The organism is Saccharopolyspora sp. 6M (genome assembly GCF_020176775.1).
GTDB lineage: Bacteria > Actinomycetota > Actinomycetes > Mycobacteriales > Pseudonocardiaceae > Saccharopolyspora_C > Saccharopolyspora_C gregorii.
The window spans coordinates 19,253-33,081 of record NZ_JAIUJZ010000051.1; the positions used below are offsets into that span (position 1 = coordinate 19,253).

General features: G+C 71.2%; 13 protein-coding genes and 1 tRNA gene. 5 read left to right on the top strand and 9 right to left on the bottom strand.

What is annotated here, in order from left to right:
* The first annotated feature begins 158 nt into the window (after nt 1–158).
* On the top strand, nt 159–596 hold the full coding sequence (locus LCD31_RS08640) for a GtrA family protein (protein ID WP_224957151.1): 438 nt from the start codon (nt 159–161) through the stop codon (nt 594–596).
* 15 nt (nt 597–611) lie between these two features.
* On the opposite strand, the gene LCD31_RS08645 is transcribed toward LCD31_RS08640, so the two are convergent.
* The 8 genes from LCD31_RS08645 to LCD31_RS08680 form a co-directional block, all read right to left on the bottom strand.
* Complete coding sequence (locus LCD31_RS08645) at nt 612–878, bottom strand: hypothetical protein (protein WP_224957152.1); 267 nt, start codon at nt 876–878, stop codon at nt 612–614.
* 183 nt (nt 879–1,061) lie between these two features.
* Entirely contained in the window at nt 1,062–4,379 is a 3,318-nt protein-coding gene (locus LCD31_RS08650) for an arabinosyltransferase domain-containing protein (protein ID WP_224957153.1), read from the bottom strand.
* Between the two features lie 168 nt (nt 4,380–4,547).
* Nucleotides 4,548–4,949 carry a MerR gene (locus LCD31_RS08655; protein ID WP_224957154.1) on the bottom strand — a complete coding sequence of 134 codons (402 nt, stop codon included), beginning with the start codon at nt 4,947–4,949 and terminating at the stop codon, nt 4,548–4,550.
* Nucleotides 4,946–5,137, bottom strand: coding sequence for a hypothetical protein (locus LCD31_RS08660; RefSeq protein ID WP_224957155.1), 192 nt, complete (start codon nt 5,135–5,137; stop codon nt 4,946–4,948). The genes LCD31_RS08655 and LCD31_RS08660 overlap by 4 nt, the downstream gene beginning before the upstream one ends.
* 176 nt (nt 5,138–5,313) lie before the next feature.
* Nucleotides 5,314–6,246 (bottom strand): glycosyltransferase, encoded by a 933-nt coding sequence (locus LCD31_RS08665; RefSeq protein WP_224957156.1) that lies wholly within the window; start codon nt 6,244–6,246, stop codon nt 5,314–5,316.
* A complete protein-coding gene (locus LCD31_RS08670; RefSeq protein WP_224957157.1) occupies nt 6,243–7,058 on the bottom strand; it encodes an ABC transporter ATP-binding protein in 816 nt (271 codons plus the stop codon). The genes LCD31_RS08665 and LCD31_RS08670 overlap by 4 nt, the downstream gene beginning before the upstream one ends.
* Before the next feature lie 15 nt (nt 7,059–7,073).
* Nucleotides 7,074–7,928 carry an ABC transporter permease gene (locus tag LCD31_RS08675; RefSeq protein ID WP_224957158.1) on the bottom strand — a complete coding sequence of 285 codons (855 nt, stop codon included), beginning with the start codon at nt 7,926–7,928 and terminating at the stop codon, nt 7,074–7,076.
* Nucleotides 7,929–8,026: 98 nt separating this feature from the next.
* The gene (locus LCD31_RS08680; protein WP_224957159.1) at nt 8,027–8,560 is read right to left on the bottom strand and encodes a bacterial proteasome activator family protein; all 534 of its coding nucleotides are present in this window, start codon (nt 8,558–8,560) and stop codon (nt 8,027–8,029) included.
* A 101-nt stretch (nt 8,561–8,661) separates the two neighbouring features.
* Between LCD31_RS08680 and LCD31_RS08685 the strand changes: the two genes are divergently transcribed.
* A complete protein-coding gene (locus LCD31_RS08685) occupies nt 8,662–9,861 on the top strand; it encodes a cysteine desulfurase-like protein (RefSeq protein WP_224957161.1) in 1,200 nt (399 codons plus the stop codon).
* Nucleotides 9,862–10,151: 290 nt separating this feature from the next.
* Here the strand turns inward: LCD31_RS08685 and LCD31_RS08690 are convergent, their stop codons facing one another.
* A complete protein-coding gene (locus LCD31_RS08690) occupies nt 10,152–11,132 on the bottom strand; it encodes an NAD(P)H-quinone oxidoreductase (protein ID WP_224957162.1) in 981 nt (326 codons plus the stop codon).
* 142 nt (nt 11,133–11,274) lie between these two features.
* Between LCD31_RS08690 and LCD31_RS08695 the strand changes: the two genes are divergently transcribed.
* From LCD31_RS08695 to LCD31_RS08705, 3 genes are all read left to right on the top strand, one after another.
* Nucleotides 11,275–12,747, top strand: a complete 1,473-nt coding sequence (locus LCD31_RS08695; protein WP_224957163.1) for a M28 family peptidase — start codon at nt 11,275–11,277, stop codon at nt 12,745–12,747.
* Between the two features lie 310 nt (nt 12,748–13,057).
* Entirely contained in the window at nt 13,058–13,492 is a 435-nt protein-coding gene (locus tag LCD31_RS08700) for a MarR family transcriptional regulator (protein WP_255614547.1), read from the top strand.
* 56 nt (nt 13,493–13,548) lie between these two features.
* Nucleotides 13,549–13,633 (top strand) — tRNA-Ser (locus LCD31_RS08705).
* Nucleotides 13,634–13,829 lie beyond the last annotated feature (196 nt).

Here is a 13,829-nt window from a genome sequence, read left to right on the forward strand (position 1 = left end):
TCCGCGCCCCGACCCCGGGTACGGGCGGGTAGCGGCGGCCTAGCACAGGTGTCCCCGTCGGTGCAGAGCTTCGCCGCTACACTTTTCGGGGCGACTTGTGGTCGTCCGCCTCCGGGCCCGCCGTACCGACGCTCGTTGCCGACACTTGGGGTGAACCAGTGGCCGTGGCCGAATCCGGTGCAGACGCCGAGATCAAGAAGCTCGGGCTGTTCCAGCAACTCTTCCGCTTCGTGGCCATCGGCGGGTTCTGCGCGCTGATCGACGCGGGCACCTACTCGGTGCTGCTGGGCGTGCTGGGCTGGCCGACCTGGTTGTCGAAGTCGATCTCCTTCATCCTCGGCACCACGGCGTCGTACCTGATCAACCGGAAGTTCACCTTCAGCGGGGCGAGCACCGGCAACTCCACGGCCAAGGCCGGGGCGTTCGCGATCGTCTACACGACGACGTTCTTCGTGAACATGGGCTCGAACGAGCTGCTGTGCCGGATCTTCGAGGCGCGCGAGGCGTGGCAGTTCGGGCTGTTCTGGGTGATCGCCCAGGGCCTCGGCACGCTGATCAACTTCGTGATGCTGAAGTGGGTCGTCTTCCGCGACTGACCCGGCACCGGCCCGTCAGCGGCTGAACCCGGCGGGCCGGTTCGGCGCCCCGTAGGCGTTGCTGTCCGAACGCGTGCTCTCCACGTGCGCCGTGGCGACGTGCGCGAAGTTCACCGCGAACTTGCCGCCGTCCGCCGTCGTCAGCAGCGTCGTGCCGCCGGAGCCCATCAGTTCCGCCAAGCGCCCGTCCAGCGTCTCGGCCTCGGTCGCGTCCAACGCGATGTGCAGGGGCTGGGACACGCCAGCCAGGTGCAGGACCAGTCCCGGTCGTTTCTCGCTCATGCCCCCAGCGCACCACCGCGCCGGCCCCGGCGACAGGTGCTTTCACCCTGAGCGGACGCGCCACCAGGCCTTTTTCACCCTCGGCGGACACGGGAACGGCCCGCCCCACCGGAAATCGGCGGGGCGGGCCGTCATCGCTCGGGGGCCGCCGGAACGACCCGCGGGCCGTTCCGGACGGGCTCCTCACTGCTGGTCGTCGTCACCGCCGAGCTGCTTGACGTCGTTGCGGTCGTCCGAGCTGGGCACGTCGCCCGGCAGCTGGACCGTCTTGGTCAGCGGCCCCGGCGACCACAGCCCGGAGTGCGTCTCGGAGTGCACCTCCATCGCCGCCTGCGCGGGCAGCGCGTCCGGCTCGTACGGGTCCACCTCGTACAGCGAACCCCAGTCCCGGTTCAGGTCCCCGCGCATGTAGGTCGGCAGCTCCCGCACGCTGGAGCTCACGTTCATCCAGCCGAACGGACCGCCCGCGTCCGGCGAGGACCAGCCCGCGCCGATGTCGCGGACCTCGGCACCCGCCGACACCCGGAACCGCGGCATCTCGGCGACGCCGCCGCTGATCCCGGAGATCTTCAGGCACGGGTGCACCAGCGCCGCCGTCCACTCCACGAACGTGGGGGCGTCGCCGACGACGTCGGTCATGTTCGACAGCTGCGGCGCGCGCGGTGCGCTCACCGCCAGCCAGCCGTTCGGGGACACCGCCTGGTCGATCGCGACGACCCGCATCTTGGTGGCGCCCTCGGCGTCCCCACCGACGGTGTAGCGGTAGTCCCGCCACGACGGTCCGGGGCCCTGGCCGACGAACTGCCGGTGCATCAACTCGAAGCCCTGCGGGGTGTCCCGGCCGAATTCGAGGACCAGCGCGTTCGCCCCGGACTCCGAACCGGCCAGGCTCAGCACCACCGGGACCTCGCCGGTCGCCGCGCGCTCCGGCAGGTCGTACCACTGGGTGCGCAGCTCTCCGGTGCCGGTGCCCGCCTCGTCGTAGCTGCCCCACACCGGGGCGGTGTCGTCGCCGAACTGGTACGGCGGGCGCCAGTCCGGCTCCTCCGGGTCCGAACCGTCCCCGACGGGCAGGCCGGGGCGGCGGAAGCCGTCCATCTTGGCGCCCAGGTACTGGCGGGCGTCCTCCTCGTCCTTGGCGCGCTTGGGCACCTCGAAGTCCGGGGCCGGCGAGCCCGGCTGCTGCCCGGACACCGGCAGCATGCCCGCCTTCGGATCGGTCTCCACGTACACGTAGTCGGACAGGCCGCAGCTGGAACCGGCCAGCTGCTTGATGTTGTCCATGCCGAGGCTGTAGCTGCCCGCCTGCTTCTGGATGACCTTGCCGAAGGTCGCCAGTTCGCCCAGCACGAGCAGCGCGCAGATGATCGCCAGCGGGGCGGTGCCCAGCCGCAGGGCGCGGCTGCGCTTCTCCATCCCGGTCTTGTCCGGGAGCTCCACGAGCTTCGGGTTCTTCTCGTCCAGCCGCAGGTGTTCGACGAACGCGACGATGCCGGCGACGGCGGCGAGGCCCAGCAGCAGCGTGCTCGCGTCGTGCCCCTTGATCGACGGCGGCTTGTCGAACCACGGCACGCCCCAGCCGGACACGTACCACCAGGCGTTGGGGCCGGTCGCGGCGAACGCGCAGATCACCATCAGACCGGCGAAGAACGCCGCCCGGTTCCGCCGCGACCGCAGCACCGTGCTGCTCGTCGCCAGCGCGGTCAACGCCGCCAGCGCGCCGCCGACCGCCGCGAAGATCCCGAAGTGGTGGGACCACTTGGTGGGGGTCAGGGCCAGCGCGACGAAGGACAGCGCGGCGACCGCCAGCAGGCGGCGGCTCGGGCCGAGTGCGGCACCGCGGATGCGGCCCCGGCGCAGCAGCATCACCGCGCAGGTCGCCAGGCACAGCATCACCAGCAGCACCGGGAACCGGCGCACCAGCGAACCGTCCGGGGTGGGGCTGAACAGCAGGTTGTAGCGGTTGAGCTCCTGGTACCAGTCCTCGCTCGGCCCGAGCTCGGTGCGCAGCTCGGTGGCGTCCATGACCGAACCCCACGTCTGGTCCGCGAACACCGCCGTGAGGATCACGAACCCGCAGGCCGCGATCGGCGCCAGCACCGGCAACCAGCCGTAGTCCTTGGCGCGCTGCCGCACCAGCCGCAGCAGCGGCTTCAGCGCCGCCACGTACGGCAGCACCGCCACCAGCCCGTGCGGCCCGGCGCCGAGTGCCAGCGCCGCGACGACCAGGCCGAGCGCGGCGGGCATCAACCGGCCGGTGGCCACCGCCCGCTCCACCGCGCACAGCGCCAGCAGCGAGAACAGCGCGATCACCGGCTCGGCGCGCAGCCCGTTGTTGTAGGGCAGCCAGAACGCCAGGAACACCGCGGCCGCGGCCCAGCCCGCCGCGTTGCTGCGCCGCACCTGCTGCCCGAGCCGCGGCAGCACCTCGCGGCTGATCAGCATCCAGCTGACCGAACCCATCAGCAGCGCGGGCAACCGCACCCACGGCGTCGCCGTGGACACCTGCACCCACATCGAGTACAGCTCGTAGAACCAGCCGAACGGCGCCTCCGGCACCGCGAACCAGCGGTAGTAGTTGCTGATGTAGCCGGCGCTCTCCCGCGCCCGCGCGATGGTGAGGATGTAGCCGTCGTCGGAGGTCATCGCCCCCGCGATCCACCAGACGACCAGCGACCCGAACACGGCGAGGTCGCGCAGCGTCGGCTTCCACCAGCCCAGCGGCGCCCACCGCGGCGGCCGCCGGCCCGCCCGCACGTCCAGGCGGCGCAGGCACACCACCGAGCCGACGAACGACGCCAGCGCCAGCACGATCACCGCGATCTTGATCGGGGTCGCGCTGCTCTCGTAGCGGTTGTCGATGCGGGCCTCGAAGGACAGGCCCCGGATGTCGTCGACGTTCGCGTCCAGGTCGGAGAAGATGCCGGTGAGCTGCGGGCGCTGGTCGCCGCGCATGTTGGCCAGCTTCTCGTCACCGAGCTCGACCTTGGTGCCGATCGCGTCCGAGCGCACCTCGATGGCGCAGTCCCCCGGCGGCAGCGGCATCGTGCTGATCTGCTGCCCCTTCGACAGCAGCGTCACCTGGCCGTTGTCGACCTGCAGGGTCATCCCGGTGAGGTTGCCGTAGTCGGAGTCCGGCGGGTTCGTGCTCAGCAGGTTCGCCGGGCCCTGGGTGCGCGCGTCGAGGCTGCGCACCGAGGCGCACGGCACGGTCGCGTCCATCCACAGCGGTTCGAAGCTCACCAGCGGCGCGGACACCGACTCGGTGCCCTCGGCGGTGGGCCATCGCAGCGTGTTGACGTCGTGCTCGACCGGAAGGAAGGGCACCGCGAGGGCCAGGACCGCGCCGAGCAGTCCGAGCACGGAGGCGAACCACCTCAGCTGCTTCGCGGACGGGTCCCGCCCGTTCGCCGCCGGGCGTGCCGGAGAGTCCGCCGGTCGATCCTCGGACGACTCCGATGGGTCGTCCTTGCGACTGCTGTCTTCCTGCCCCTTAAGCACGCCAGGAGAATAGTAGTCGCTGGTCCGGGGACGTCCGGCGCGTTCGGTGCGGCCGGAATCGAGATCTCCGCCGACCCCATGAGCAGTACCGATCGAGTGATTCTCAGGCCGCTCTCAGCGTCCCGTGATCCCCCGGTGACCGCCCGGTGACCCGGACACCGGGGACGCTCAGGACGCCTCCGCCAGCAGCTGCGCCACGCGCTGGTGCGAGGTGCCGATCACCTCGGCGATGACGCGCTGGCTCAGCCCCGCCGCCCGCAGCGTCGTGATGATCTCCAGGCGGGCGCGTTCGGCGTTCTCCGCGGCCCGCCGGGACTGCTCGCGCCAGTGGACCAGCTCCTCGACCGGGCGGGTGTACTCGACGTCGCCCTGGCGGTAGTGCCAGGAGAGGTCGAAGGAGTCCTCGGGCACGTCGACCAGCAGCCGGACCATGTCCCGGACCTCCACGTCCAGGTCGTCGAACCGCTCGACGTCGGTGACCCCGCCGTCGAGCTCCCGCACCGCGGCGACCCAGAGGTCGTCCTCGCGCGCCACGTCGACGGTGTAGTGATTTCGTTGAACGCCGCTCATCGCTCCTCCATCCACTTCTCGCCGAGCAGTGGCGCCAAGCGCCCTTCGATGCTCCGGAGCACCGTCCAGGAGACCTCGCGCTGATGCCCGGGAAGCACGAACCTGACCAGTTCGCGATCGTCCTCGTCGCAGAGGAGGAAGAGCCGGTGCGAACCCTTGCCGCGCTGCGGCGACTCCACGAGCCGCACTCCGCGCTCCCGAGCGGCCGGGTTCTCCCGGACGGCTCGCCTGATTCGATGGAGTAACTTCGCCGTCTTCAGCCTCGTGTTGACCACAGCATACTTCTACCGCGATGGCCACTCAAGCGGCAAATACGCTAGAAAGATTCACGTTCCACCGAACGACGGAACGCGCGCAGCCCCGATCAGCGGCGGAAGAACTGCTCCCGGCGCCCCTGCCGGACCAGCCGCAGCCATTCCCGGAACGCCTTCGGGTCCCGGCGGTGGCCGACGAAGTACAGCCCGAACCGGAGCACCTCCAGCATCCCGATCTTGCGCATCCCCGGCTGCGACAGCAGGTAGCCGCGGTTCCGGTAGGTGTAGTAGCGCTTGTTCGCGTCCGACGGGTCCTGCGCGTGGAACCGGCCGCCGAGCATCGGCTTGAACTCGTCCGACCCGTCCGGGTGCACGAACCGCGTCTTCAACGAGGTGCCGAACGGCAGGCCCGAGCGCACCACGCGGCGGTGCAGCTCCACCTCGTCCCCGCGGAAGAACAGCCGGTAGTCCGGCACGCCCACCACGTCCAGCGTGGCCGCGCGGAACAGGGCGCCGTTGAAGAACGACGCGATGCCCGGCAGGAAGTCGGCATCGCCGCCGGGAGCGCCGAGCTCCTCCGGGTGCCGCTTCCAGGTGAGGCCGCGGCGCAGCGGGAACGCCAGCTTCTCCGGGTGGTCGATGTTCACCACGACCGGCGAGACGGCGGCGAGCTTCCGGGTGCGCGCCACCTCCAGCAGCGTCGACAGCGCGTGGTCGTCGGCGGGCCTGCCGTCGTCGTCGCCGAGCCACACCCACTCCGCGCCGAGCGCCAGCGCGTGCAGCATGCCCAGCGCGAAACCACCGGCACCGCCGAGGTTGCGCTGCGAGGGCAGGTACGTCGACGGGATCGGGCAGTCCTCGACGACCTGCCGCGCGGGCTGGTCGGGACCGTTGTCCACGACGACCAGGTGGTCCGGCACCCGGGTCTGGGTGGCGATCACCTTGAGCGACTCCGCGAGCAGCTCGCGGCGATGCCTGGTGACGATCACCGCGACGACGGAGTCGGCGGGCAGTTGCGGCTGCTCGGCGGAGTCGGTGCTCATGGTGCCTTGTCGCTCTCGATCAGGGCGGACTCGCCGATCCGCGCCAGGGTTTCCGGGCTGAGGTTCTCGAACGGGTCCTTGCCCTTGTAGGACGTCAGGACGCTGCGCAGCGAGCCGTGCTCCCGGATGCCGCCCTTCTCCATCCAGAGCCCGGTGGTGCACAGCTCCATCAGGAACTCGTCCGAGTGCGAGGCGAACACCAGGATCCCGGAACGCTTGACCAGGTCGTTGAGCCGGTCCCGCGCCTTGTCCAGGAATTCGGTGTCCACGGCCCCGATGCCCTCGTCGAGGATGAGGATCTCCGGGTCGATGGACGTGACCACGCCCAGCGCCAGCCGCACCCGCATGCCGGTGGAGTAGGTGCGCAGCGGCATGCCGAGGTAGTCGCCGAGTTCGGTGAACTCGGCGATGTCGTCCATCCGCTTTTCCATCTGCTTGCGGTTCATGCCGAGGAACAGACCGCGGATGATGATGTTCTCGTACCCGGAGATCTCCGGGTCCATGCCGACGCCGAGGTCGAAGACCGGCGCGACCTTGCCCACCACGCGGGCGCTGCCCCGGGTGGGCTCGTAGATGCCGGACAGCAGGCGCAGCAGCGTGGACTTGCCCGCGCCGTTGTGCCCGACCAGCGCGACCCGGTCGCCGTGCCGCAGCGAGAGGTCGATGTCGTGCAGGGCCTCGATGATCGGAACCCGGCTCTCCGTGCCGATCTTGCCGCCGGCCCGTCCCAGCGCCGCCTTCTTCAGCGAGCGGGACTTGGCGTCGAAGATCGGGAAGTCGACCGCGGCATTCCAGACGTCGATGCTGACCATGTGCAGAACCCCCGATCAGATCCAGTAGGTGACGCGAGCGCGGTAGTTGCGCAGCACGACCAGCGCCAGCAGCCAGCCGACGACGGTGCAGCCGAGCACGATGCCCCAGTGGTAGAACTTCTCGTCGCCACCGATCAGCGGGTCGCGCATGATCTGGATGTAGTGGTAGAGCGGGTTGATCTCGGCGAGGTTCGCCCGCCAGCCGACGCCCTTCTCCTCCAGGATCTTCGCGTCCCACACGATCGGGGTCATGAAGAACAGCAGCGTGGTGAGGCTGTTGATCACCGGCGGGATGTCGCGGAACCGCGTCGCGATGACGCCGAACAGCAGCGCCACCCACGCGCCGTTGATCATGAGCAGCAGGAACGCCGGGAAGACCAGCAGCACGCTCCACCCGATCGGCATCTGGAAGATCGCGAGGACCACCAGGTAGACGACCATGTTGTGGGCGAACAGCAGCGCCTGGCGCCAGACCAGCCGGAGCACGTGCACGCTCAACGGGGCCGGCAGCTGCTTCATCAGGCCTTCGTTGGAGATGAAGACCTCGGTGCCCTCGGTCAGGCAGCCCAGGATGAAGTTCCAGACGATGAAGCCGACCGTCAGGTACGGCAGGAACGTCTTGATGTCCTGGTCGAACAGCTGGGAGTACAGCAGACCGAGCGCGGTCGCCGTCATGCCCATGCCGATGGTGATCCAGAGCGGGCCGATCACCGAGCGGCGGTAGCGCTGCTTGATGTCCTGCCAGCCCAGATGAGCCCAGAGCTGCTGCTGCTGGAAACCTTGCGCGATGTCGTGGAACGCCTTGCGCCAAGTCCGTGCGGACGTCTCGGGCGGGGCCGGAGGGCGCTCTTGCGTGCTTGTGGCCTGCACGGTGCGTCAGAGTACCCACAGGCCACACCCGACCGAGTACAGGGCATCGCTGCCGCGATCACTCTCGGCATACCGGACACCCTCCGGTCATCGTCCGTTCAGAGGTACTGGCCGGTTCCCCTCGGGTGCGAGGCCGGCTCGCCCTCGCCCGCGCCACCCGCGGGCAGGCCGCGCCGCATCTGCTCCAGCTGCGCCCGCGCGGCCATCTGCTGCGCGAACAACGCCGTCTGCAAGCCGTGGAACAGGCCTTCCAGCCAGCCCACGAGCTGGGCCTGCGCGATGCGCAGCTCCGACTCGGAGGGGGTGGTCTCCTGGGCGAACGGGAGCGACAGCCGGTCCAGTTCCTCGATCAGCTCCGGCGCCAGGCCCTCCTCCAGCTCGCGGATGGAGGACTGGTGGATCTCCTTGAGCCTGCTGCGGCTCGCCTCGTCCAGCGGCGCGGCCCGCACCTCCTCCAGCAACTGCTTGATCATGGTGCCGATGCGCATCACCTTCGCGGGCTGCTCGACGAGCTCGCCGACGTTCTCCCGCTCGCCCACCGCCTCGGCGGACGGGTCGGCGCCCGAGCCGAGCGGGGTGCCCTCGCCCACCACGAAGATCTCGCGCTGCTGGTCCTGCTCGTTCTGGTTCATGCCCACCATCCTGACGCGTCCGGCCGCGCCGGGTGCACGTGGCAGGCTGGATCGGACCACCCGGCGGCGGTGCGCCCCGGCCCGCTCCGTACGGTATGACCATGGCGTTCGACGTCGCTGCAGTTCGCGGGCTGTTCCCCGCGCTCGGTGACGGGTGGGTGCACCTGGACGCCCCGGCGGGCATGCAGGTTCCCGAGCAGGTCGCGACCGCGGTGTCCACCGCGTTGCGCGCCCCCGTCTCCGGGCCTGGCGGGATCTTCCCCGCGTCGCAGCGCGCCGAGGCCATCGTGGACGCAGCCCGTCGCGCACTGGCCGATCTCGTGGGTGCCGACCCCGCAGGGGTGGTGCTCGGGCCGAACTCCGCCGTGCTGCTGCAACGGCTCGCCGACGGGCTCGGCGACGGCTGGATGATCGGCGACGACGTCGTGGTGTCCCGGCTCGACCACCCCTCCAACGTGGTGTGCTGGCAGCGGGCCGCGCAGCGCTCCGGGACCCAGGTGCGGTGGGCCGAGGTGGACATCGAGACCTGCGAGCTGCCCGCCTGGCAGTACCAGGACCTGATCGACGAGCGCACCAAGGTCGTCGCGGTCACCGCCGCCTCCGGCGCCGTCGGCACCCGCCCGGACGTGCGCCAGATCGCCGAGATCGCCGCCGCGCACGACGCGCTCGTGGTCGTCGACGCCTCGGCCGCCGCACCGTTCCTGCCGCTGGACATCACCGCGATGGGCGCCGACGTGCTCGCGCTGAACGCCTCCGCGTGGGGCGGGCCGCCGGTCGGCGCCCTGGTGTTCCGCGACCCGGCGATGATCGACCAGCTGCCGTCGGCGGCGCTGGAACCCGGCTGGCGCGGGCCGGACCGGCTGGAGCTGGGGCCGCACGCCTACCCGCTGCTGGCCGGTCTGGTGTCGTCCGTGGACTACCTGGCCGGGCTGGACGACGCCGCCGCGGGACCGCGCCGGGAGCGGCTGCTGACCTCGCTGAGCTCGGTGAAGGCCTACCAGGCGGGGCTGCTGGCGAACCTGACCGGCGGGCTGCGCAGGCTGCGGAACGTGATGATCATCGGGGACGCGATGCGCCGGGTGCCGTCGATGGCGTTCACCGTCAACGGGGTGAAGGCGGTCGACGCGATCGAGCACCTCGCCGAGCAGGGCGTCTGCGCGTTCGCCGACCCGGGCACGCACGGGGTGTTCGCCGTGCTCGGCGTCGGCGAGGTCGGCGGCGCGGTGCGCGTCGGGCTCACCCACTACACGAACACCTACGAGGTCGACCAACTCCTGCGCGCGGTCGCCGCTCTCAGTTGAGCTCGGTCTTCCCACTCGTTGTGCGTAGCACTGGGGTGGCGGAACCTCAGCGTCCTCCTCGCTGCGGGATCGTTTTCACAGGTGGCTCCGCCACATGAGAAAACGCTGTCCTCGCGAGGAGGACGCTGAGAACCCCCGGGTGGTCCCGTTGCTTGGGTGGTCGTTGGCTCAGCGGCTGCGCCGCTGACAGGAAACCGATGAAGGACCTGCGGGGGTCGAGGACGGGCGGGGAGCGCCTGCTGAGTGGCCCACCGGCCCAGCGGGACTGGGCGAATGGGCCACTCACCTGGTCAGGGCCGGACGAGCAGGATCTTGCCGTGCACGCCGCCCGCTTCGAGCAGCGCGTGCGCGCGCGCCGCCTCCGGCAGCGGGATGCGGTCGTGCACGATCGGCAGCACCTTCCCGGCGGCGACCAGCGGCCACAGCTTCTCCCGCACGTCGGCGACGATGGCCGCCTTCCCCGTCGGGCCGTCCACCGGCCGCCCGCGCAAACCCAGCACCGAGATGTGCAGCCGCTTCACCAGCATCTTGCCCAGGTCCAGCTCGGCCTTGCGGCCGCCCTGCATGCCGATCACGGCGAGGTGCCCGTCCGGGGCGAGCGCCGAGAGATTCCGGTCCAGGTAGGCGGCGCCCATGTTGTCCAGCACCACGTCCGCCCCGCCGAGGCCCTTCACCACCTCCACGAAGTCCTCGTCCCGGTAGCTGATCACCGGGTCGGCGCCGAGCCGCCGGCAGAACTCGATGCTCTCCGGCGCGCCCGCGGTCGCGGCGACCCGTGCGCCCAGCGCCCGGCCGATCTGGATGGCGCTGGTGCCGATGCCGCCGGAACCGCCGTGCACGAGCAGCAGCTTCCCCTCGGCGAGACCGCCTTCCATGACCACGTTCGACCACACCGTGCACGCGACCTCCACCAGCCCGGCCGCGTCGAGGAGGTCGACGCCGTCCGGCACCGGCAGCAGCTGCGCGGCGGGCACCGCGACGCGTTCGGCGTAGCCGCCACCGGACAGCAGCGCGCACACCTGGTCGCCGACCTGCCAGCCGGTGACGCCCTCGCCGAGCTCGGCGATGGTGCCGGAGCACTCCAGGCCGAGGACCTCGCTGGCACCCTTCGGCGGCGGGTAGTTCCCCTGCCGCTGCGACAGGTCCGCCCGGTTCACCCCGGCCGCGGCGACCTCGACGAGCACTTCGCCGGGAGCGGGCCGCGGATCGGGCTGTTCGGTCCACTCCAGCACTTCCGGATTCCCGGGTTCACGGATCGCGATGGCATGCATGGTGCCGACGGTAGTACCTGGACGCGTTCCGGCAATATCGGGAAAACCGCCCGCCAGGACCATCATCCGGACATTCTTGACTCCGTCGGGGGAGCTGTCGAAGCTGATCGTCACGAACTCACCTTGGGGAGCCGAACAGAACATGAGTGCTGTGAAACCCGGTCGCCGCGCGACCGCCGCGTTCGCCACCTTCGCCGCGATGCTGCTCGCCGCCGTTCCCGCTTCCGCCGCCACCACCGACCTGGGCGACCGGGTCGAGGTGGACGCGGTGCACCGGCACCTGGTCGCGCTGCAGCGCATCGCCGACACGCACGACGGGAACCGCGCGTCCGGACTGCCGGGCTACGAGGCCAGCGTGGACTACGTGGCGGGCAAGCTGCGCGCGGCCGGTTTCGACGTCACCACACCGGAATTCGACTACCAGGCGTTCTTCCTCGACTCGTTCGCGCTGGACGTGGCGGGCGCCCCGGTCGAGGGCGGCGCGCTGGAGTACTCCCCCGCGACGCCGCAGGGCGGGATCACCGCACCGCTGACCGTCGCCGCGGTCGACGACACGCCCGGCTGCGAAGCCACCGACTACCCGGCGGACGTGGCGGGCTCGGTGGTGCTGGTCCAGCGCGGTTCCTGCACGTTCGCGGAGAAGCAGCTGGTCGCCGCGGAACTCGGCGCCGCGGGCACGATCGTCTACAACAACGTCGAAGGCCCGCTGAACGGCACCCTGGGCGACCCGGCCGACGCCCGGATCCCCAGCGCGGGCGTCGACCTCGCCACCGGGCAGCGGCTCGCCGAGCAGGCCGGCGCGCAGGTGCACCTGGACGTGCAGTCGCGGCTGGAGGACATCACCACCCGCAACGTCCTCGCCCAGACCCGCAGCGGCCGCACCGACAACGTGGTGGTCGCCGGGGCGCACCTGGACAGCGTCCCCGAAGGCGCGGGCATCAACGACAACGGCAGCGGCACCGCCGGGCTGCTGGCCACCGCGGAAGCCCTCGGCGGCAACCCGGGCGCGGAGAACGCGGTGCGCTTCGCGTTCTGGGGCGCGGAGGAATCCGGTCTCGTCGGGTCGACGAAGTACGTGCAGGGCCTCGGATTCGAGCAGCAGCTGGACATCGCGCTGTACCTGAACTTCGACATGATCGGCTCCCCGAACGCCGGGTACTTCGCCTACGACGGCGACGACTCGGACGGCGTCGGCGCGGGCCCCGGCCCGCACGGTTCCGCCGCCATCGAGCGGGACCTGGTGGCGGCGCTGGCCGAACAGGGCGTCGAGGCCGAGGGCACCGACTTCGACGGGCGCTCGGACTACGGCGAGTTCATCGCGAACGGCATCCCCGCGGGCGGGCTGTTCACCGGTGGCGACGGCACGAAGACCGAGGAGCAGGCCGCGAAGTGGGGCGGCACCGCCGGGCAGACCTTCGACCCGAACTACCACACCCCGCAGGACGACCTGTCCAACGTGGACCGGGTGGCGCTGGAGCGGAACTCCAAGGCGCTGGCCGACACCATCGGCCGGTACGCGCAGAGCACCGCGGGCGTCAACGGCGCGCAGGGCCGCACCGCCCAGCGCACCGCCGCCGCACCGCTCCCCCGGCTCGGGGAGCACGCGGTCCGCTGATCGACGCGGCCGAGCGGCCCGCCCGGACCGGGTGGGCCGCCCGGTGCGTTCCGAGGTCGGCCGCGGGCTTCCCGAATCCGCCCGTCCGGTGCACTCGGGAAGCCCGCAGCGGCACCCGGACTCCCCCGTCCGCCCACCCCGGTTCCGCCACCGCCACCGGGCCGTCGCACCCGTTCGGCGCAGGCGGTCCGCGGTGGGAGCCCGGCGGCCCGTCCCGCCGATCCGCCCCGGTGATCACCCGGCGCGGACTAACCTGGTGGGCGTGATCGATGGGAGCGAAGAGCAGGTCCGCTGGCTCGACGACGACGAGATGGTCGCGTGGCGCTCGTACATCGAGGGCAGCGCGCTGCTGGAGCACCGGCTGAACCGGGAGCTGCAGGCCGCGCACAACCTGTCCATCGCCGACTACGAGATCCTGGTGCGGCTCTCCGAACAGCCCGGACGGCAGCAGCGGATGAGCGAACTGGCCCGCGACGTGGCGCACTCGAAGAGCCGCATCTCGCACCAGATCCGCAGGCTGGAGAACGCCGACCTGGTGCGCCGCAACGACTGCCTCGAAGACGGCCGCGGCGTCCTAGCCGTCCTCACCGACCGCGGCCTCGAAGTCCTGCGCACCGCGGCCCCCACCCACGTCGCAGGCGTCCGCGAGCACTTCATCGACCTCCTGGAACCCGCCGAGAAGCAGGTCCTCGCCGCCGTCTTCGAACGCCTCCGCACCCGCCTGCACGACCGCCCGGACGCCTGAGCGCAGCCCCTCCCCGCTGTCCCCCGAACCGTCCCAGCGGGCTAGGCTCCGGCCCTGGAAGCGTGGCAGAGCGGCCGAATGCACTCGCCTTGAAAGCGAGCGTCCCGAGAGGGACCGGGGGTTCGAATCCCCCCGCTTCCGCAACGGGAACCAGTGGAGCCCGGCGAGGAATTCCCCGCCGGGCTCTTTCGCGTCCTGCCGCCCGCGCCGCGGCTCCGCGTCCCCTTCGCACCTTCCGCGGGATCCGGCGGCGTCCGCTGCCGCACTGGCCGATCGGCGGGCCGCGGTGCCGCTGAATCGGCCGTTCGGCCCGGGACCACCGGCTTCGCGGCTGATC

Coding starts and splice junctions, on each gene's coding strand:
- LCD31_RS08670 (WP_224957157.1), bottom strand. CDS start 7,058: ATGGTCAGCATCGACGTCTGGAATGCCGCGGTCGACTTCCCGATCTTC.
- LCD31_RS08695 (WP_224957163.1), top strand. CDS start 11,275: ATGAGTGCTGTGAAACCCGGTCGCCGCGCGACCGCCGCGTTCGCCACC.
- LCD31_RS08680 (WP_224957159.1), bottom strand. CDS start 8,560: ATGAACCAGAACGAGCAGGACCAGCAGCGCGAGATCTTCGTGGTGGGC.
- LCD31_RS08655 (WP_224957154.1), bottom strand. CDS start 4,949: ATGAGCGGCGTTCAACGAAATCACTACACCGTCGACGTGGCGCGCGAG.
- LCD31_RS08690 (WP_224957162.1), bottom strand. CDS start 11,132: ATGCATGCCATCGCGATCCGTGAACCCGGGAATCCGGAAGTGCTGGAG.
- LCD31_RS08665 (WP_224957156.1), bottom strand. CDS start 6,246: ATGAGCACCGACTCCGCCGAGCAGCCGCAACTGCCCGCCGACTCCGTC.
- LCD31_RS08700 (WP_255614547.1), top strand. CDS start 13,058: ATGGTCGCGTGGCGCTCGTACATCGAGGGCAGCGCGCTGCTGGAGCAC.
- LCD31_RS08645 (WP_224957152.1), bottom strand. CDS start 878: ATGAGCGAGAAACGACCGGGACTGGTCCTGCACCTGGCTGGCGTGTCC.
- LCD31_RS08685 (WP_224957161.1), top strand. CDS start 8,662: ATGGCGTTCGACGTCGCTGCAGTTCGCGGGCTGTTCCCCGCGCTCGGT.